This window comes from Limibacter armeniacum, from assembly GCF_036880985.1.
GTDB lineage: Bacteria > Bacteroidota > Bacteroidia > Cytophagales > Flammeovirgaceae > Limibacter > Limibacter armeniacum.
The window spans coordinates 2,185,149-2,205,503 of the sequence record NZ_JBAJNO010000008.1; the positions used below are offsets into that span (position 1 = coordinate 2,185,149).

Genomic DNA, 20,355 nt, shown 5'->3' on the forward strand with positions numbered 1-20,355 from the left:
TAATTTTGACCTTCTGAAGTACAAATCCCCTAGCATTGAACCACTTGGCTCACAATTCAAATTTAAAGGCAACATTACATAAGGTTTCAACTCTATGGAAAGTGCTAAACAGATACTGTTTTCTTGGGGTTTTTATGTAAATTCGGTTGTCCTGAATACAATTTTTTAAGCCAACAGCATCTATTCAGGTACAATTACCCATTTTTGGTTACCAAAAATTTAAAACTGATTAATACTGAATAATGAATCCGCTATTAGAGAAATTCAACACGCCTTTTGATACAGCGCCATTTCCCGAGATCAAAGAGGAACATTACTTGCCGGCTGTGAAAGAAGCAATTAAGCTTGCCAAGGAGGAAATTGAACAGATCAAAAAGGAAGAAGTACCAACATTTAAAAATACTGTAGAAGCTTTGGACGGTTCAGGCAGGTTGTTGCAGAGGGTTACTTCGATCTTCTTTAACCTCAACTCAGCGGAGACCAATGACGAAATCCAGCGAATAGCCAAGGAAATGTCTCCACTGCTATCTGAGCATGGTAATGATATCCTGTTTGATGCGAAACTTTTTGAGCATATCAGGAAAGTGTACCAGCAGAAAGACAGTCTTACGCTGACTGCAGAGCAGGAGATGTTACTTGACAAGTCTTACAAGTATTTTGCTCGTAATGGAGCAGAACTTGGTGATAGTGATAAACAAAGGCTGAGAGAAATTTCGAAAAGACTTTCAGAGCTATCCCTAACATTTGGCGAAAGGGTTTTGGCAGAAGCCAACAGCTTTGAAATGGTGCTTGATAATGAAGAGGACCTTTCTGGGTTGCCTGAATATGCCAAGGAAGCTGCAGCACAGGCAGCCAAGGAAAAAGGCCATAATGGTAAATGGGTTATTACGCTTCAATATCCTAGTTACATTCCTTTTATGACTTATGCGGACAACCGTGAGTTGCGTAAGAAGCTGTTTATGGCTTTTGGTAGCAAGGCATTCAAAGGTGATGAGATGGATAATACGTCCATTGTCAAGGAAATAGTAAAGCTTCGTAATGAGAAAGCTAAACTGTTGGGATACAAGAGCCATGCGGACTATGTCTTGGAAGAAAGAATGGCAGGGGCACCTGATACTGTTTATGGTTTTCTGGAAGACTTGCTTGAAAAAGGAAAGCCTGCTGGAGAGCGTGAAGTGAATGAGGTGACTGAATTTATGCACAGCCTTGGGGAGACCGGTGATGTGAAGCGTTGGGACTGGGCGTATTATGCTGAAAAGCTGAAGAAAGAACGTTATGAGATTGATGATGAGAAACTGAAACCATACTTCAAGCTTGAGAACGTAGTGGAAGGCGTCTTTACTGTAGCCAATAAGCTGTTTGGAATCACTTTCCACGAAAACAAAGACATTCCAGTTTATCATGCTGATGTAAAAGCTTATGAAGTGAGAAATGCAGATGGAAGTCATTTGGCTGTCTATTATGCAGACTACTTCCCAAGAGCAGGTAAGCGTGACGGAGCTTGGATGACCTCTTACAAAGGACAGTACAAGGAAGGAGATAAGGAGAATAGACCACATGTTTCCATTGTCTGTAACTTTTCAAAACCAACTGCTACCAAACCTTCATTACTTACTTTTAATGAGGTAACGACGCTGTTCCATGAGTTTGGACATGCTTTGCATGGCATGTTGGCAGATGGAATTTATGAGAGCCTTTCAGGTACCAATGTTTATTGGGACTTTGTAGAGTTGCCTTCTCAACTGATGGAAAACTGGGCTTATGAGAAAGAATGTCTTGACCTGTTTGCAAAGCATTATGAGACTGGAGAACTGATTCCAGAGTCATTGGTGCAAAGAATCAAAGAGGCGGCGACATTCCTTGAAGGGTACCAGACCGTAAGACAAATATCTTTCGGTTTGCTGGATATGAACTATCACGCATCTGAAATGGGCGAAGTAGCTGATATTGATGCTTTCGAAACAGAAGCATTTATGCCAACTAACCTGTTGCCATCTGTACCAGGAACAAATATGAGCTGCTCATTCTCCCATATTTTTCAGGGAGGTTATTCTGCTGGTTATTACAGCTATAAATGGGCAGAGGTGCTGGATGCTGATGCTTTTGAACTGTTCAAGGAGAAAGGGATTTTTGACAAGGAAACAGCCGAGAGTTTCAGAAACAATATTCTTGCTAAAGGAGGAAGTGAGCACCCGATGAAACTGTATGAGCGTTTCAGAGGACACAAACCTTCTGTAGATGCCTTGTTGCGTAGAGCAGGACTGATCCAATAATATTAACTATATATACCGTCCTTCCTGAGCCTTAGCTAAAGTTCAGGAAGGTTTTTAATTGAAGACACAAATAATATCACAATGGTAGATTTGAAAAAATTATCCCTGATGGGATTGCTAGCTGTAAATATCTCGTTGGGTGCAGCTGCTTATAATACGGTTTCAGCACAGGATAGTGATCCGCTGAGAGGAGCTCCTGAAAACTGGTTCAACCTTGATAAAGAGAAAGGTGGCGTTTATGGCATCGGTACAGAGGCTGCTTACAATGAAATCCTGAAAGGCAAAAAGTCTACTAAAGTAGTGGTAGCAGTGATTGACAGTGGTATTGACATTGACCACGAAGACTTGAAAGATATCATTTGGACCAATGAGAAAGAAATAGCAGGCAATGGAAAGGATGATGATAACAACGGTTATATAGATGATGTTCATGGCTGGAACTTTATTGGTGGTGCCAATGGAGAGAATGTCAGTGAGGATAACCTTGAGGTAACAAGAGAGTTCGCCCGTCTGAATGCCAAGTATGGTGATAAGACAGAAGAAGAAATCAGTAAGGCAGATAAAAAAGAATTCGAATACTACCAGCAGGTTAAAGAGTCATATGACAAGGGTTACCAGAAGTCATTGCAGAGCCTGATGCAATACTCGGCTATTCAGCAGGAGTTCTTGCGTTCCAAGAAGCTGATGGAAGCATATTTTGGGGTAGAGGAAGTGCCATTGGATAGCTTAAGCGATTTCAGTTCTCCAGACGAAAACGTAATGCTGATGGCAGAGTTGTTCAAGGAACTGAAGGCACAAGGTGTTGGTGAAGAAGATTTGCAGGAAGCTGTGGATTACTTCACGAGCCAAGTGAAATACAGCTACAATACAGACTTTAATTCAAGGGAAGTAATCGGTGATGATTATGCCAACTTGAAAGAAAAAGGCTACGGAAACAACGATGTAATCGGCCCAGGTGCTGAGCATGGTACGCACGTAGCGGGTATTATTGGCGCTGTTAGAAACAACAACTTGGGTATCAAAGGTGTTGCCGATAATGTAGAGATCATGGTGCTGAGAGCAGTTCCTGATGGAGATGAGAGAGATAAGGATATTGCCAATGCCATCCGTTATGCTGCTGATAACGGTGCAAGAGTTATCAATATGAGTTTTGGTAAAGCATTCTCTCCAGATAAGGAAGCAGTGGATGAAGCGGTGAAGTATGCAATTGGAAAAGGAGTGCTTTTTGTACACGCAGCAGGTAATGACAACAAAAACACAGACAAGGAGTCAAACTTCCCATCAGCAAATTACCTGAAAGGCGGTTATGCTAAAAACTGGATTGAGGTTGGTGCCTTGAACTGGAAAGATGATGAGACTATGCCTGCCACTTTCTCTAACTATGCTAAGAAGAGAGTTGACATTTTTGCTCCGGGTGTAGATATCTATTCTACTGTTCCTGGTTCTAAATATGAGGCATACAACGGTACAAGTATGGCATCACCAGTAGTAGCAGGTGCTGCAGCAGTACTGATGTCATATTATCCAAGCATGTCAGCTGCAGATGTGAAGAAAGTGCTGATCAAGTCAGCGATTGACATGAAGAAAAAAGAAGTGTACCTGCCTGGTTACAAGAGAGACCTTGCACAAGGTAAAGAACCTGAAAAAGTAAAATTCGGTGAGCTTTCAAACTCAGGAGGTATTGTAAACCTTTACAATGCAGTGAAATACGCAGACAAGCGATATAAGTAAGCGACAGCTTTTTATACATATAAAAACGGTAGTATTCCTTGATTGGAGTACTACCGTTTTTTGTTAGAAATGAGGATATAAAGGGCGTGAGAAAATCATAATCTGCTGATAAGACCTTAATAAAAAGTGCCTTTTTTCATTTATAATTTTTTTTATCTCCTTATTGTAATATTTTTATTTCTATATAACAGATATTTTTTTGAATCTATTGATAATTCAACAACCCAATTTATTGATTGAACACTAGAGGTATTGGGTATAACAACATACTTCTGGTTGAATTAGCTGAAACTGACATGCACTTGAGAAACATAATAATACACTTTTTCCTGTTAGGACTAATCATAACGGCATTTTCCTCGAATGCGCAAGCTGAAGGGAGAACTGTAGGTCCTTTAAAGCTGACAAAAGAGATCTCGGAGATTGACCTTTTGCCCTATGCACGTGTGTACAAGGATATGGATGGGGTATTGGACTTTGAGACAGTCAATGCTAAAAGTCCTGAGCTGTTCTTACCCCATAAAGGAAATGAAATCAACTTCGGCTTTGATCAGTCGGCACTCTGGGTAAAGTTTGAGTTGGAAAAAGCCGATGATTATAAAGGAGAGTGGTATATGGATATTGCTTGGCCTAGTCTTGACAATGTCGAGTGCTATTTGTTGGAAGATAATGGAACCTTGCATTATCACAAGATGGGGGACTTATTACCCTTTGATGAAAGACCACTTGATTTTAGAAATTTTGTGGTGCCTTTCCAGATGCTGAATACCCAAAAAATGACAGTGATGCTGAGGGTTCAGACAGAAGGCTCTTTGATGGTTCCTATCAAGCTGTTCCGATCAGATGCGTTTATCGGAAAGCAGTTAAGGTTGGACTTGTCTTGGGGGCTTTTTACAGGAATTATCCTGATAATGGTGTGTTACAGTATGCTGATGTATTTTCTATATCGGGACCTCAATTACTTGTTGTATATCGTACCTGTTGTAACCAATAGTACATTCCTTTTGTCAATCAGTGGTCATTTATTCCAATACATTTATCCTTGGAGTCCACTATTGGCTAATAAGGTGACTGTCCTCTCTATTGGGGCATGGATCTTTAGTTCATCCCTGTTTGCTGTCAGGTTCCTGAATGTAAAGCAGAAGTCTCCACGATCTTATCAGATGCTAGTCGGTATGGTTGTTATTGGAGGTCTTTCAATTATTTTGGGACTTGTTGCCAATTACTCCATTGCGATTAAGGTTGTCGGTTGGGGAACGAGTCTTAATTCTATCGTTATCTTGTTGTCAGCTATGATCTCCTGGAATAAGGGGCATAAGCCTGCTCGTTACTTTGTATTGGCATGGGGACTCTACCTGATAGGCGCAGTAGTGTATGTGCTTTTCAATGCAGGATTCTTACCAGATAATGTATTTACAAATACGGCTTTGCCTATCGGTACTGTGATCGAAGTACTCATGCTTTCATTTGCCCTTTCAGACAAGAATAAACTTTTCGAGAGTGGTAAGGGAAAAAACCTTGAGGACATGATCAAGACACAAAGCAAGGTCACGCTTGTATTGGAAGAAAAACTGAAAGAAAATACAAGACAGCTTTCAGAAAAGCAGCAATTGATCCATCAAAAGGAGCAGTTTATTGAAGAACAGGAAAAACAGTTGCATGAGCTGAAAGAATCGCTGTTTGAAAAGGAGTCAGAGGTGTTGAATGAGAAAGAAAGTAAGCTGAAGGTAGAAACGAAAGCAACTAAGCTGAAAAGAGAGCTGGATAAAGGGAAAGAAGTTGCTGCTTTAGTACAGTCAAGTATTGCGGCCGGATTTCAGAACCTCAATGCATTCGAATCTTCTTTTGTATTAAATATTCCTAAAAACGAGATTGGTGGTGATTTCTGTTGGAACCACACAATGCCTGACAATAAACGCATTGTTGTAGTGGCTGATATCAGTGGTGATGGACTTGAGGGAGCGCTTACCACACTATTTGTGGAAAGGATTTTGAAAGAAATAGTGTTGGTTGATGGATGCAGTTTATCTGGTGAAATCCTAACCAGATTGAATCAGTCAATCATCAAGCATGCAGCAGTAGAACCTGCTTGGCAAAACCTGATAATGACGGCTTGTGTTGTCGTATATGATATAGAAGGCAATATGTTGGAGTATGCAGGTGCCAAACAGCCATTGATTTATATCAAGGATGGGAAATTATATTTGCTTAAAGGGGAAAGGACTTATATTGGTTACCATGCCGAAAAAGAAGAGTTCAAAACCAAAAAAATCAAGATAGACAATACAATGGCATGTTACCTGTTTACCAATGGTTATGCAAACCAGCTTTCAGGTGAAACAGGGCGAAGAATCACAAGTAAAAGGCTGAGAGAACTTTTCTTCCTTATGAAGGACAAGCCTATGAAAGTACAACAGCATACTTTAGAGAATGTCTTGCATAAATGGCGAACTGGAAAACTCAAAAAAGAGCCAATCACGGATGATATCATGGTTGTAGGATTTCAGCTGAAACCATAAGTCTAATACCTCCAGAGTTTTTGAATGACTGGAGGTTTTTTATTTTTGACAGATCAAATTTCAGAGAGGAAAAGATTGAGACCAATGAGAAAATACAATCAGGTAATTTATATCCTATTTATAGGGTGTTTGACCCTTATTTTTAATACAAAAGCTATTGCCCAGCAGGATAGGTTTGAAGGGCGTTGGGTAGGAACAGCAGAGCTATTGCCATATCCTGAGTTTGTAAGTTTTTCGGTAGATACGTTGCCTGTGGTAAGGTTTTTTTACAATGAGATTCCTTCACACGTTCCTAAGTCTTATGAGTTTTCAAAAGATACCATCTACTTTGAGGTGGATACAGATCAGCTATATGCCGAGTATAAAGGAGTTTTGACCAGTGACAGCACGATGGAAGGGAAAATGACTGTAGGAGGAGAAGCATACGACTGTAACCTTCAACGAGTAACCCCTGCCAGCCTTGAAGATATCGGTTACCTATTGGGCTATTTCCAGTTTGAAAATGGTAAAGTAATCCAAATGGAACCGTTTTTTTTGGATGGTACCATCAATCCACTTCAACTACTGGATTATGAAACAGGTAAAAAGCGTGTCATTTTTCCTGTTTACCGAGATGAGCAGACTTTAAAGTTTACGGCGGGCAAAAAACTCCTGACTCCCGTGCCACTTGATTTTGCAGTAACCCTGCATATGAATAAAGTGGGAGAAGCTGAGCGTTTGTCTTTTACCGATCTGAGTGGAGAAACAATACCACTGAATGAAGGGAAGATGCTTCAAAATTTAGATAAGCAACAAGACATCTCTGCCACGAATGGAGATGTGACTTTATACGGTACAATCACCTATCCTAATAGTCAGGTAGATAAGCATCCATTGGTCGTTTATATTCCAGCGGCAGGACAACAGTTCAGAGGCAATATGCTAGACGAATACATTCGCTTATTGCCTTACTATGGAGTTGCTACTTTGGTGTATGACAAAAGAGGCTGTGGCGAATCTACAGGAAACCTTCGTGAAAGTACTTTTGAAGATCAGGCAGCGGATGTTGAAGCCCTACTTAAAGAGGCGTTGAAGCAAGAAAAAATTGACGTAGCAAATGTTGGCCTTGTAGGTTTCGATCAGGCAGGGTTTATAATGCCAATAGTAGCTAGTCAGTCAGATGAGGTCAAGTTTATTGTCAACCTGTCAGGAGCAGTTGTAAGTCTTGAAGAGCAGGAATATGGGGCATTGTCTAACAGGATGAAAGCGGATGGATTTCCTGAGCAAGATGTGAAAGATGCACTGGCTTATCATCAGCAGATGTTTGCTTACTTGAAAGGAGACCTTGATTCAGTAGCTTTCCAGCAAGCCTCAGATGCCATCAGTATCAAACCTTGGAATAACTACGTGACCTCATTTGATAACAAGGATTATATCTCATGGTGGAGCAGGTATTATAACTTCTCACCAGATAAGTACTGGAGACAGGTCAATGTACCGGTCTTGACGCTTTATGGTGAAAATGACCTGATTGTGGACACTGACAAAAACGTCCAAAGGATGGAGAAGTATATCAAGAAATCAAAAAGGAGTGGAAGTGACGTTCAAGTACTCAAAAATGCGAACCACCTGCTGATGCTAGGAGAGAAGCGTGGTGATTTCCAACTCTCGGAGATTGTTGGTTATGAGCCTACACTTTTTGATATCATCATCAATTGGGTAGGTAGCCAAACGGGGTTACAGGAAAAGTAAAAGAAGACATTTGTAATGTGAAAGGGTGTAGGCAATTGCAATTGCTTACGCCCTTTTTATTTGAAGTTGGGCTTTTAAAATGATTTGTTGGAGAGGGTAATAGATCAGTTGAATTGCTCTTTGTAAGAAGGTATCAGTTTAGCTGAAGGGTTTTGACTATATTTGCGCTATTCTATAGAACAGTCTAACAGAAAATTAAAATGACTAACAACGATATTTTACGCAAAATTCGATATGCATTTGACTTTAGTGATTCGAAAATGATAGAGATTTTTGCTTTGGCAGATTACAAGGTTACTAAAGCAGATGTAAGTGGCTGGCTGAAAAGGGAAGATGACGAAGGCTATAAAAGTTTGCATGACCTTAAATTTGCGATATTTCTAAATGGTTTGATTACTGACAGACGAGGTAAGAAAGATGGCCCACAACCAAAACCAGAAAAAACACTGACCAACAATATTATTTTTAGAAAGCTCAAGATCGCACTTAACCTCACTGATACGGATATTATTGAGATTTATAATCTAGTCGATATGAACGTGTCAAAACATGAATTGAGTGCACTTTTCCGTAAACCGACTCAAAGTCAATACAGACTTTGCAAGGATCAGTTCTTACGTAACTTTTTGTACGGGATGCAATTGAAATACCGAAAAAAGGGAAAATGATTTTGAGAGGTAGGGTATCACTCAACTGAAATAATGATAGATAAAAAAATGCATCATCCTGATAAATAATTTAGGATGATGCATTTTCATTTCAAGGCTATATATCTGATTAGTTCTTAGCAAAAGTAAGCCTCAGTGTCTTGATAACTGTAAGGAGAAAAATCAGTGCTAATAAGGCTCCAAAGATGGCAACCAGCTCAGGGAAGCGAAGTGCTTGCATAAAGAATTCCACATTACGCTTCTCTGTGATGACACCCTTATAGCTTTGCTTGGAACTGAAAACTTGTTTTGGTTGTCCAAGTAAATCTATTTTAGGTAAAATACTTTCCTGAATAGCCCCCTCTAAACCGTAAGCCCAAACCTCAGTATCTTTTGCTCTGGCAATATGAAAATGCTGATACAGGTGCTCCAAAGTAAAAGGTTGTTTATTCAACTCTTTAGACAAAGGCTTCTTTTCATTAAAAGAGCCTACAATAACTGCAGGGAAGCTATAATTGCTGTTTTGTCCGTAGACAATATGCTGTGCAAGTGCATGTTCCGCATTGTCACTGAAGTGATTAAAGAAAATGGGAACCTCCCTGTCAGAAGCGACTTTCATGGTTCCGTTTAGGTTATGCCAAGCTTCAGATTGCGCTGTCCTGCTATCCAATTCATAAGGAGTGAGGTATACTTCACGTTTGTGGCCATCTCTCCTGATACTATGCATTAGGTTCAGGTAATTATTATCTCCATCATATTGGCTTTCCGCTGTAAGAATCCTCTTGAAAAAGACTTTGGTGACGGTCATAAAACTTTTGTTTATAACACGCTGGTCGCTAGCATATGATTCAAAACTCAACCCAATATTATCCCATTCCAGTTTATGCTTAGCACTCCAAGTTGCAAAGTCTCTGTAACGTTGTTTAGATAGTTCATGGTTATAGGCATTCATCCAGTAGCCATCCTTTTTTGGAAGCAGTAGCCAAGCAGTAACGGGAATCCCTGCCTTATTTAGTTTTTGGACCACTTCCGCTCTGGAGTCAGATAGGTCTGTAAGTCCCATTTTAATACCTGCTTTCAGCCTTACAAGCTGCTTGATGCTCTCATCATCGAGTAGGACTTTTAGTTGGTAACCTTGAGATTCTGTAAAAAATGAAAGCTTGACAGGTTTGATTTCATCTTGGGCAAAGGAGTTAACTCCATATGCCATCATCATGATTGCTAATAAAAATGCATACAGTTTTCTCATCTTCCGTGATAATTTTTAGCTATAATGATCAACCCTCAAATAAGGTTATTAGGTAGATATTCTCAATCGATTTACAGGCAATTTATGTAATTGCAGGGTGACTTACCTGTTTTCTGTACTATAACTTTTCTTTGAACCTGAATAGTAAGTTATTCTTTCTTGATCGTGGTGTCCAAAATTTGGACTCTAGCCCTTTCTGTTCCCACTTTGTATTTACGCCATTTCAAGAACCTAAGTCCCTGATTGACGACGACAAAAGATGCCCCAATAATTACCGCCTCTTTGGCATCATACCTTGAGTTACTGACAGCTGGTTCTATAGCGGCTGCCAATAGGAAACCTCCACCCATAAATAATGTACCTGTTCGGAGTACCTGAACCCAACCTCTTTTAAACCTGAATTCCTCAAATTGACTAATTGGAATTGGAGTGTTGGACTTCTCCATGACTAGCGAGGTGTCTCCCAAAAACTTAATATGGTCATAAAAAAGAGTCTTGTCTCCTTTAAGTTTGAAATAGACTCCTTCTCCTTCCATTAGTCTTTCTCTTTTGGTTCCGTATTTATCAATGGCTAGAAATTTCTGAGCTTGAGCTGTACCTAAAAGAAGGAGGGAAAAAGTGAAAAAAAATAGGACTCTCTTAAACATAGATATATTGTTTAGTTGCTACGTGGGACTGGTCTAAATACTAGACAAGCACCTTTTTGCTTATTAAATTCAAATTAGCAGGCGATGGCCTTATAACAAAATACGGATTTCAAAATTGTAATTAAATAACAAATGCCACCCTTTTGGAGTGGCAAAATGAAAATGAGTTGTGTAGGATACAATTAGTCAAATAACATCCATCTAAGTCCATACTCGAAACCAAGCCTTTGTCCCATATATTCAGGTGTATCGTAGTACCCTTCCTTATAGGATCCTTCCAATACGTTGGTCATCTTCAGGAATACATTGGTTCTTCTGATCCTGAAGTTTATAAAGACATCTAAAAGCGGATAGTCCCAGATTTCCTGAAAATCCTGTAGATAAAACTCTTGTATAATTGGGTTCCAAGCATCAGCGTAATATGCAGATCGCCAGTGAGCATCAAAGCCAATCATAAACGTGAGTTGCTTGAGCTTTTTTTCAAAAGCTAGCTGGTATGAGGCAAACATCTCAGGAGTTCTGAAAACATCAGTATTTGGGTTGTCAGTATAGATATACTCACCAATTTGTCTGAAATACCAGAATTTCAAATCAAACTTGCCACCATAACGGTAATACTCCAGTGTTCCGTCAAGTTGTTGAGGTCTGGATTTCTGGTCATAATATAGGAAGTTGTCAATTGAAGTAAACTCACCAAAGACACTGATAAACCCATGTTTACCAAGAGGCAAAGATGGACCAATATAATATCGGGTCATGGTAGTGTTACTGAAATTGTTATTCCAGCTAAAGAATGGACTGATAAAATACTGGCTTAGTTCATCCTGTATGTAATCATTGAAGTAAAAGGCAACCTTTCCGTACCTCGAGTCCAATGCAGCTGTCAATGTAGTGGAACTGGTATTCAATAGCTCAGTTTCCCCTTTAATAGATAACTCGGAAGTGCTATCAGGTAATAAGAATGCAACTTCAGCTCCAGCAAACAACTGGTTATCCGGATGAAGTGGTATTTCATATAAAGCTGATTGACTTTCTCTAGCAGTATAGTTGATGTACCTGCCGTAAGCAGAAAGGAAAAGAGGACCAACCCTGCTTTTAGCACCTAATTGGTTTTCAATGGACTCAAACTTGATTTCATGAGTAATTAACTCAGGGTAATTGATGGTTGAGTCTTGATCTTCAGTCAGAAACCGCACGTAGAAATCGTTGTTGGAGCCATCATCCAAATAGCGGAATAACTCTTTGGATGTCTTGAATTTATGGAAAACTTGAAGTTTAGCGGTATCCAAAAGAGCATACTGATGATAGAGTTGCCAATTGTACTCTTTTTTAATGGTAGTTACATCATCTAGATTATTGCTTAGAGCACCACGGCTGAGTCTGAAAAGATCATCATAAGTAAGATCATCAGTCAATAGCTTATCTGTAGCCAACCCTCCAGTTTCTGTACCATCATGGAACTGTTGCAAGTAATGTGCCGCCAGTTTGTAACGGTTATTAGGAGTTTCATATCGTGTGGTAAGCATAAAGCCAGTATGTAGCTGACCAAAAATTCTTCTGGAAATTTGCTGCTGACCCAGTAATTCAGTTTCAGTCAAGCGGCTAAAACGTATACTGGCATTCCACCAAGGAGTAATATTTTGAGAAATGGTAGCGTCAATCACTGATCGACCATCCCCACCAATGATACCTACCCAGTCTGTTACAGGTGTTAGCGTGTTAAAATAGCGTATTGTATTGTCATTCCACCAATAGTTTTTGTAGGCAGTAATTCCAACTCTATTGCCAATATTTTCAGGTAAATCAATCCAAACAGGGCGCATACCACTATTCAAGTTACCTAAGTACTGGTACTTGAAATCATTCTTATCACGGTAATTGTATCTTTGGAAGTTTACTAATGATGTATCCATTGGATGTTCTCCCCATCTGATCTTGTACCAATCATCCAATAATATATATCGTGAAGTTTCAGGTCCATATTTCCATGAGGTATCCTGCTCCAAAACGACACCTTCCTTGTTTGGTTCATCTTCTGATACATTCTCAGTTTCATTTGATTCGGAGCCTAATTCGACTTGGGCATGTAGTGCGGTTCCGGCAAATGCCAGAATAAAAAACAGCAGGAAAGTTACCTTTCTCCACCATGCAGCATTCCTATCTCGGTTCAACGTAATCAATCCCTTGTTATTTAGCTTACTATCGATCAATGGTTTTGTTTTTAGGGGATATTCACCCTTCAAATTGAAAAAATTTGGCTCAAAAATACATTCTCAATATGAATATTTGAAGTCTATAAAGGCTTTTCTCACATTCAAAATGATCAGAAATGTAGGAAACACTGTCTTCATGTTTTTCATTTCACTACTGTTTTTATGAAACTTTAAGGGTCACTCGAAACTGAAAATCCTGAAATCAGCGACTAAATCTCAAATACCAACGGTTCATTGACAATTTTCATAAAGAGGTTAACAGAGCTGGCGTTGAGAAACAGCGTTTCTTGATGGCTGACACTGCCATAGTTTTCATGTATATGACCAGATACATGGACTTTAGGTTTAACCTGTTCGACACGGGTCCTCAACTCTTCACAACCTACCCTTAAACCCAAAAAAGTTTTGTCTAGTATCCCTTTTGGAGGACCATGAGTAATTAACAGGTCAGTGTCTTCAGGAATCAGTTTCCAATGTTTTGCAATATCTTCACCACGGTCACGGTTAAATGCCCAGTTGTTGAAGCGAGGTTGAATGGGGCTTCCCCAAATGTTGATGCCGTCAATTTGGCAACCACTGTCATTAAGGTAAATGATATTGTCTGGAATGATTGAGGCAATGGTCTTATTGTCTTCTTGCTCAAAAAAGAAGTCATGGTTTCCTGCTATAAAAATTTTGTAGCTATGTGGCTGGGCAGTAAACCATCTCAAAAACTTCTCTACTTCTTTCTGTTTGCCTCTGTAACTGATATCCCCTGCGTGGATCAGTACGTCTCCTGCCGGAAGCTGGAGCTGATTATGTTTGCCATGTGTATCTGAAATTGCCACAAAACGCATAACAATGACTTTTTAAAAAAGAAAAATAATTGAATTAGGTATTCAATTGTGAATTTGAATATAAAGGTAGTGCAATATTCTATGATTAGAAACCTGCTTGGATAGCATTATTTTTTACCTTCGCAGATTGAAAACGTGGCATTCTCAATTATAAAGCAAAATTGGATGAACAAGATAGGATGGGTGGTTGATACTTTTGAGCCTCTCTTGAAAGTGCATGTAGACTTGATAGACCAGGCATTTTCTCAATTTGATGAGGTACGTATCATCATCATTGAGAAAACAACTGACAAGATTAGTGGACAAACCCGTTATAATTGGCTTCGGGAAACTTATCCAACTTCAGAAATATTGCTTTTAACTGATTCAGAGCTTATTGACCTGAGCAGTAAATTCAAGAAAGGGGAGACTGTTTTTTCAACCGATAAAAAAATATTGAATGAAATTGTCAATCCTGATTTGGAGGCTGTCCTATGTAAGGAATTTAAAGTGTTAGATAATTGCAATAAAGTCACTGAAAAGCCTATTAAATATTGGAAGGAGTTTGCTCTAGAAGCAAGATCACATTTTGTAAAGAAAGTGGTTTTGTATGGTGCAGAATCTAGTGGCAAGACAACCCTGAGTAAGCAGTTGGCGAGGCATTACAATACTGTATGGAACCCTGAGTTCTCAAGAGGATACCTGGAAGCCAAGTACAGGAATTCATTTTTGTATAAGCAGGGTGACCCAGTAGTTGGACAAGAAGACAAAGTGCCAATTGCTTTAGGGCAAATGGCAACCGAAGATGAGATGTTGGAGAAGGCTAACAAGGTTGTGTTCTACGATACCAATATTGTGATGACCAAGGTCTATTATGACTACTATTTGAAGGATAAGTGTGAGTGGCTTGAGCAGGAGCTTCAGCAGCGGAAGTACGATCTTTACCTATTACTTACACCTGATATTCCTTGGGAAGCAGATGAAATGAGGGACAGCCCTGAAGTAAGGCAAGAAATTTTCGGTTGGTTTGTCAAGGAGCTGGAACAGAGAGGGATTTCTTATGTAGAAATATCTGGTGAAAATGCAGCAGAGCGTTTCAGATTAGCCCAAGAGGCTGTGGAACAGCATATATTTAAAGTGTTTTAATTTTTTCAGTTTAAATAAAGGATTGGCTTTCGATTGGAAATCGACTCCTAAATCAAATTTATCATTATGAGAAAACTTTTATTCTTTCTTACAGCCTTGATGGTGGCTAGTTTCATGACTTCTTGTGATAAAGCAGAAGACGTATTTGAGCAATTCAATATGACAAATGAGGCGACTGTAGATGGTGGGCAGGTAACGTTCAGTAACTTGACAAGTTCTTATACAATCGCTCAAGGTTATGTGGTTATTACCTTGAACTCATCTGTAGACTTAGCTGCTCAGGAAATTAAATATCCAATCCTTACAATTACCTATCCTGAAAGCCTGCATAAAAGCGGTCAGACAATTAGTCTACCAAAACTTAATGGAAGCGAAAGTGCTTCAGCATTATTTACAACTGGTAAAGAGCTGAAAGATAGCTATACAGTAGGAGTGGATGCAGAAGGATCTACAGGTAAACTAGTCCTGAAGACAGTGGATGAAACTACGTTGTCTGCTACATTTGAAATGACAGCTTATAACTCAAGTCTGGAAAAAGTGGAGATTACAGACGGTAAAATCGGTTTGAAGCGAGTTTACTAATTTCACTTAAAGGTATAAAAAAGGAAAGCCCGCTATAAACTTAGCGGGCTTTCCTTTTTATAAAGCTTTGTCAAAATTACTTCAGCCACTCATATAGTTCATAGTGCTCTTTCGTCATGCCAATCGCTTCATAAACCTGTTGAGCATTCAGGTTTGTTTTTTCGACGTATAACCTGATGCCTCTGAATTCGTCGCTTTTTTCAACCATTTCCTTCAGGTAAGTATACATAGATTTGAATACTCCTTTTTTGCGGTAAGATTCCTTTACATATAAGGAGTGTATCCAAAGTACATTGCCATTTCGCCAGTCACTCCATTCGTATACTGTGAGCAAACAAGCGATGACCTCATTGTCAGCTTCAGCTACCCAATAGTTGCCGATTTGTGGGTGATCAAATACGTGTTTAACTCCTTTGTTGACGGTTTCAGTATCAAGCTTCAGGTTTTCAGTTTCCCATGCCATATCTATCTGAAATTGCGCAATTGTTTGCAGTTCGCTTGCTTCAGGCTTCCTGATCGTGTAGTTCATGTTTTTTTTTGAATGGTATTTTAATTTTGAATCTATTTCCTGTGGCAGGCTTAACTCCTTTACCGATTTTAGTAGCATAGACATAGATAAACTCTGCACCGAAATAGAGAATCTGTGCAGAATAAAAGACCCATGCCAGTATGATGATGATTGAATTGGCAGCCCCATATACATTGGAGAAGTTTGTCCGGCTGATATGCCAGCTAATGGCTAGTTGTCCTAACAAAAACAAGAATGCAGTAATGGCAGCGCCAATGGTAACGTCTTTCCAGCGAATGATTGCATTCGGTAGGTATTTGAAAATGGCGGCAAATAGGAACGTCACCATAATAAATGGAAGAATCAGGTTTAGCGCAGAATAGAATGCCGAAATATTGATGGCAAAATATTCCTCAATAATGTTGCTAAGAGCAAGAAACAGGGTTTCCAGTATCAGTACAAAGACCACTACAATACCCAAACATATCACCATTATAAAGGAAATCAGTCTGTCTAGTGCCAATTGAACCAAGCCTGATTTTTTGTCATCATCCACTTTCCAGAACTCATTGATAGAGGTTTGTAATGTGTAGAATGCGACAGTTGAACTGAATGCCAGTGTTGCAATCCCTACAATGGTTTTGATGGTTGATCGGTTATCGGGGTTTGCCAGATTGTTGATAAAGAATTCGAGCTGTTTGGCTATATCACTTCCCGCAACCATTGTCACTTCCCGAATGATTTCTTCCTTGATCATATCTTCCCCAACAAAAGACCCTACAACGGAGATAATAATGTAAAGCATCGGAGGAAGAGAGAAGACAGTATAGTAAGCCAATGCAGCTCCTTGGATATAGGCTTTATCGTCGTTGAACGCCTTGAAGGTATCTTTCAGCAAAGAAAAAACAAGCGTCATAAAACGGACAAAGCGATACAGCCAATCCAGTAACAGGTTATTGGGTTTTGAGTTGATTTCCTTATGGAAATTGAGTCTCAGTAGCCTTATATGTGCTTTTATTTTATTTAATTTTCCGAACATGTGATATAAAGAAGAAAGCCTATTAAAGCATCTCTAAACAGGTCAATGTATTAGAGTAACAACTTTTGACTTATTTCTAGGCATTAAATTGAAAAAATGAAACCCATTTCTGCCATACGTCCTCCTTTTGTTGTCATAAGAATATGAAATTGCCTGATTCTATAATCTTTTACTTATGTAACTTTTTAAGGCAATTCTGGTTCAGAATGGGAAAAATCAATCCCAATTTTTGGATTTATTTTTTGATTCTCAAAATCAATATAAAAATCATGTTTAAAAATACCATTATTCTGATATCCCTCCTGCTATTCACCACGTCAGTTGCATTGGCTCAGTCAACACCTGAACTGGTATTGGAGCCGTATGGACATTCTGAAATCGTCAGGGATATTTCATTTACAGCAGACCGTGAAAAAGTGGTGAGTGTCAGCGAAGATAAGACTATCAGGATATGGGATGTCAAAAGTGGAGAACTCCAAAAAACGTGGTGGGGATATGCAGAAGAGGGGAAGGATGGTAGACTGAATGCCATGTCATTCTCAGCTGGAGATAAAATCTTGGCAGTAGGAGGTTACTTAAAAGGCAACGCTGTCAGGTTGATAGATTTTGCAAAAGGAAAGCAGGTTGCAACACTGAAAGGGCATACAAACGTGGTAACTTCTTTAGCATTTTCTCCTGACACAAAGTACTTGGCTACAGCTAGTGCAGACCAGACTATCAATATTTGGTATTTGCCAGTTTTACAGGAAGGGAAGTTTGAGGGAGATGAAAAGCCCAAGCTTGTCAAAACTTTAAAAGGTCATTCAGCAGAGGTGTATAGCCTTGCATTTTCTCCAAATGGAAAATACTTGCTTTCAGGAGGTATGGATGGCTCTGTAAAACTTTGGGAAATACAAAAGCTAGAAGAAGGTAAAAGCTTTGATCTTGAAGTGCCCAAACAACAAAAAATCACCTCAGTTGGGTTTTCGCCTGATGGACAGTGGATGGTAGCCGCTGCTTTGGGTGGGAAAATCATGGTTTGGAATACGGCAGGAAAACTGGATGCTTTCCTGACAGATTTAAAGGCGAGTGTGTTTGACCTGACGTTTTCTCCTGATAGTAAAAAGCTGGTGTCGCTGGATGCTACAGGGCGTATTACGGTATTCGAAGCACCTGTATGGAGACTAGCCAAATCTTGGGTTGCTCACGAGGGGATTGGGGTAGCCTTAGCTTTTGCTCCTGAAAATAATCGTGTATTAGCATCTGCGGGAGGAAAGGAAAATAGAATTCATTTGTGGGATATTGAACGGGGACGAAAACTGAGGACTTTTGAAGGTGAAGGAAAAGTTTTGAGAACAGTTGCAGCAGGGGAAAACATGAATGTTGGATTGGGAACAAAGCTGTCGGTAGTTAAAACGAAACATGCGGTGGAAATGGCTTTTGATTTCCTAAACCTCCAGATGGATTTACAAGAGCAGGATATATATGCTTTCACTGCCGAGGTTCACCGTAAAGGTCAGAATGTGTTGTTTTTGGAAGATCCATTGACATTGAAAACAAAATATGGACAAATAAAGGTAAGTGCAGATCAGGATAAAGCCATTGCTGCTTATACATGGCTTGAGAATGGTAATGTAGCCGTTGGTACTGGTTCTTCTTTGAAAATATACACACCTTCAGGAGAGGAAGTGATGGAGCTAAAAGGTCATTCAGGGAAAGTTTGGCGGACAGTGCCATTCAAGGAAAAGTACCTTTTGTCAGCAGGAGCAGACCAGACTTGCAGACTTTGGAATGTTGAAACAGGGGAATTATTGGCAACATTATTTGTGACAAAGGGTGGTGAATGGGTTTGCTGGTCCCCACTTGGGTATTATGAGGCATCGGCTGGTGGAGAACAATATATCGGGTGGCTAATAAATAAGGGAGAAGATGAGATGAGTGAGTTTTACCCTCTCAAGACTTATAGAGAAAGGTATCATCAGCCAGAAGTTCTGAAAGCAATTATAAAAAATGGAGAGGCGGATGCAACAGTTCAAAACTTGGGGTTGAATATAAAAGAACATGTCTCAACACCCGCTGAGATAGATTGGATAACACCAAGCAAGACAAACCTTAGAGTGAAGGGAAATAAAGTGAAGGTGACTTTTGAAGTGGTATCTGAAGAACCTATCAATGAGGTAAAGCTATTGATCAATGGAAGGGAAGTAAACGTTGAGAAACAGGAAGAGCCGACAGAACGAAATGGAAAAGCAGGCAAGAAGCTATCCTTTCAAGTGCCTTTGACTGAAAGCAGAAGTGACTTGCAGGTATTGGTACGCTCTAGTGGAGGAATGATTCTATCCGAAAAACGATTGATTGAGTTGGATAGGAATGAATCTGAATCAGGTGGAAATAATACCTCACTGGAGTTGGATGTAAATATGCCTGACTTGGCAGGAAAGCCTTTGGTGAAACCAGACATCTATCTTTTGAGTATTGGGGTTTCCAAATACGCGCAGTCACAGTACAATTTGCAACTGGCGAGTGTAGATGCACAAGCCATCACCGATATGTACACAGCCCAGTCAGAAAATGGTGTATTTAGTAAAGTGAATGTAAGGCAACTGACTGATGAGTTGGCAACCAAAGATGAAATACTGAAGGGAATTGGCTGGCTTGCTGAAAATGTGGAACAGAAAGATCTGGTGGTCATATTTATTGCCTCTCATGGAATAAATATAGGCAGTGATTTTTATGTATTACCCCACGATGCTGATATGAGAAACCCTACCAAAACAGCCTTAAAGTGGCAGGATTTTGCTCATACAATTTCAAAATTACCGGCAAGGGTGCTGATGTTGGTAGATGCCTGTAATAGTGGAATGCTAGGAGTAAATCAGTTAAGTGACTTATACCATGATCCTACAGAGTTTTTGAGAGGGATGTCATCTGAGGAAACAGGAGTGGTGATTATGTCTGCTTCGACAGGAAAAGAAAGTTCTTATGAACACCAAGATTGGGGGCATGGAGCCTTTACGTTTGCCTTGTTGGAAGGTATCAGGGATGGAAAAGCAGATGTGTCAAACGATCAATTGGTTTCATTGAGGGAATTAGATTTGTACGTAGCAGAAAAAGTGAGTGAATTGACTGAAGGCAAACAGCATCCAACCACCCAAAAGCCAAGTACAATCAGCAGCTTAATGTTGGGGAAAGTAAATTGAAACCTAATCAGAATTTATATTGCTTCAGGTGGACAGTTGTCCACCTTTTTTATTGTGAAAGATTTTAGCCAAGAAG

The 20,355-nt window shown here is 39.6% G+C and carries 14 protein-coding genes; 8 read left to right on the plus strand and 6 right to left on the minus strand.

Translation table 11 applies throughout. From position 1 onward, the window contains the following. Positions 1-242 precede the first annotated feature (242 nt). The 5 genes from V6R21_RS14925 (at position 243) to V6R21_RS14945 (ending at position 8,922) form a co-directional block, all read left to right on the plus strand. Positions 243-2,273, plus strand: coding sequence for a M3 family metallopeptidase (locus V6R21_RS14925; protein WP_334244429.1), 2,031 nt, complete (start codon positions 243-245; stop codon positions 2,271-2,273). 81 nt (positions 2,274-2,354) lie between these two features. Beyond that, positions 2,355-4,004: a S8 family peptidase gene (locus tag V6R21_RS14930; RefSeq protein ID WP_334244430.1), complete on the plus strand. Its 1,650-nt coding sequence runs from the start codon at positions 2,355-2,357 to the stop codon at positions 4,002-4,004. 302 nt (positions 4,005-4,306) lie between these two features. Beyond that, complete coding sequence (locus tag V6R21_RS14935) at positions 4,307-6,523, plus strand: 7TM diverse intracellular signaling domain-containing protein (RefSeq protein ID WP_334244431.1); 2,217 nt, start codon at positions 4,307-4,309, stop codon at positions 6,521-6,523. Between the two features lie 84 nt (positions 6,524-6,607). Next, positions 6,608-8,254 carry an alpha/beta hydrolase family protein gene (locus V6R21_RS14940; RefSeq protein WP_334244432.1) on the plus strand — a complete coding sequence of 549 codons (1,647 nt, stop codon included), beginning with the start codon at positions 6,608-6,610 and terminating at the stop codon, positions 8,252-8,254. Positions 8,255-8,454: 200 nt separating this feature from the next. Beyond that, positions 8,455-8,922, plus strand: coding sequence for a YehS family protein (locus tag V6R21_RS14945; protein WP_334244433.1), 468 nt, complete (start codon positions 8,455-8,457; stop codon positions 8,920-8,922). 109 nt (positions 8,923-9,031) lie between these two features. Here V6R21_RS14945 and V6R21_RS14950 read toward each other — a convergent pair whose 3' ends face one another. From V6R21_RS14950 to V6R21_RS14965, 4 genes are all read right to left on the minus strand, one after another. After that, positions 9,032-10,150: a hypothetical protein gene (locus V6R21_RS14950; RefSeq protein ID WP_334244434.1), complete on the minus strand. Its 1,119-nt coding sequence runs from the start codon at positions 10,148-10,150 to the stop codon at positions 9,032-9,034. A 149-nt stretch (positions 10,151-10,299) separates the two neighbouring features. After that, entirely contained in the window at positions 10,300-10,797 is a 498-nt protein-coding gene (locus V6R21_RS14955) for a hypothetical protein (protein WP_334244435.1), read from the minus strand. A 182-nt stretch (positions 10,798-10,979) separates the two neighbouring features. Then, the gene (locus V6R21_RS14960) at positions 10,980-13,007 is read right to left on the minus strand and encodes a putative porin (RefSeq protein WP_334244436.1); all 2,028 of its coding nucleotides are present in this window, start codon (positions 13,005-13,007) and stop codon (positions 10,980-10,982) included. Between the two features lie 212 nt (positions 13,008-13,219). Then, the gene (locus V6R21_RS14965; protein ID WP_334244437.1) at positions 13,220-13,846 is read right to left on the minus strand and encodes a metallophosphatase domain-containing protein; all 627 of its coding nucleotides are present in this window, start codon (positions 13,844-13,846) and stop codon (positions 13,220-13,222) included. A 165-nt stretch (positions 13,847-14,011) separates the two neighbouring features. Between V6R21_RS14965 and V6R21_RS14970 the strand changes: the two genes are divergently transcribed. Further along, entirely contained in the window at positions 14,012-14,971 is a 960-nt protein-coding gene (locus tag V6R21_RS14970; RefSeq protein ID WP_334244438.1) for an AAA family ATPase, read from the plus strand. A 66-nt stretch (positions 14,972-15,037) separates the two neighbouring features. Next, positions 15,038-15,553, plus strand: a complete 516-nt coding sequence (locus V6R21_RS14975; protein ID WP_334244439.1) for a hypothetical protein — start codon at positions 15,038-15,040, stop codon at positions 15,551-15,553. A 76-nt stretch (positions 15,554-15,629) separates the two neighbouring features. Here the strand turns inward: V6R21_RS14975 and V6R21_RS14980 are convergent, their stop codons facing one another. Together V6R21_RS14980 and V6R21_RS14985 are read right to left on the minus strand one after the other, a co-directional pair. After that, the gene (locus V6R21_RS14980; protein WP_334244440.1) at positions 15,630-16,082 is read right to left on the minus strand and encodes a GNAT family N-acetyltransferase; all 453 of its coding nucleotides are present in this window, start codon (positions 16,080-16,082) and stop codon (positions 15,630-15,632) included. Next, positions 16,057-17,100, minus strand: coding sequence for a YihY/virulence factor BrkB family protein (locus tag V6R21_RS14985; protein WP_334244441.1), 1,044 nt, complete (start codon positions 17,098-17,100; stop codon positions 16,057-16,059). The genes V6R21_RS14980 and V6R21_RS14985 overlap by 26 nt, the downstream gene beginning before the upstream one ends. 269 nt (positions 17,101-17,369) lie before the next feature. On the opposite strand from V6R21_RS14985, the gene V6R21_RS14990 reads away from it, so the two are divergent. Next, positions 17,370-20,279 (plus strand): caspase family protein, encoded by a 2,910-nt coding sequence (locus V6R21_RS14990; protein WP_334244442.1) that lies wholly within the window; start codon positions 17,370-17,372, stop codon positions 20,277-20,279. Positions 20,280-20,355: the final 76 nt, after the last annotated feature.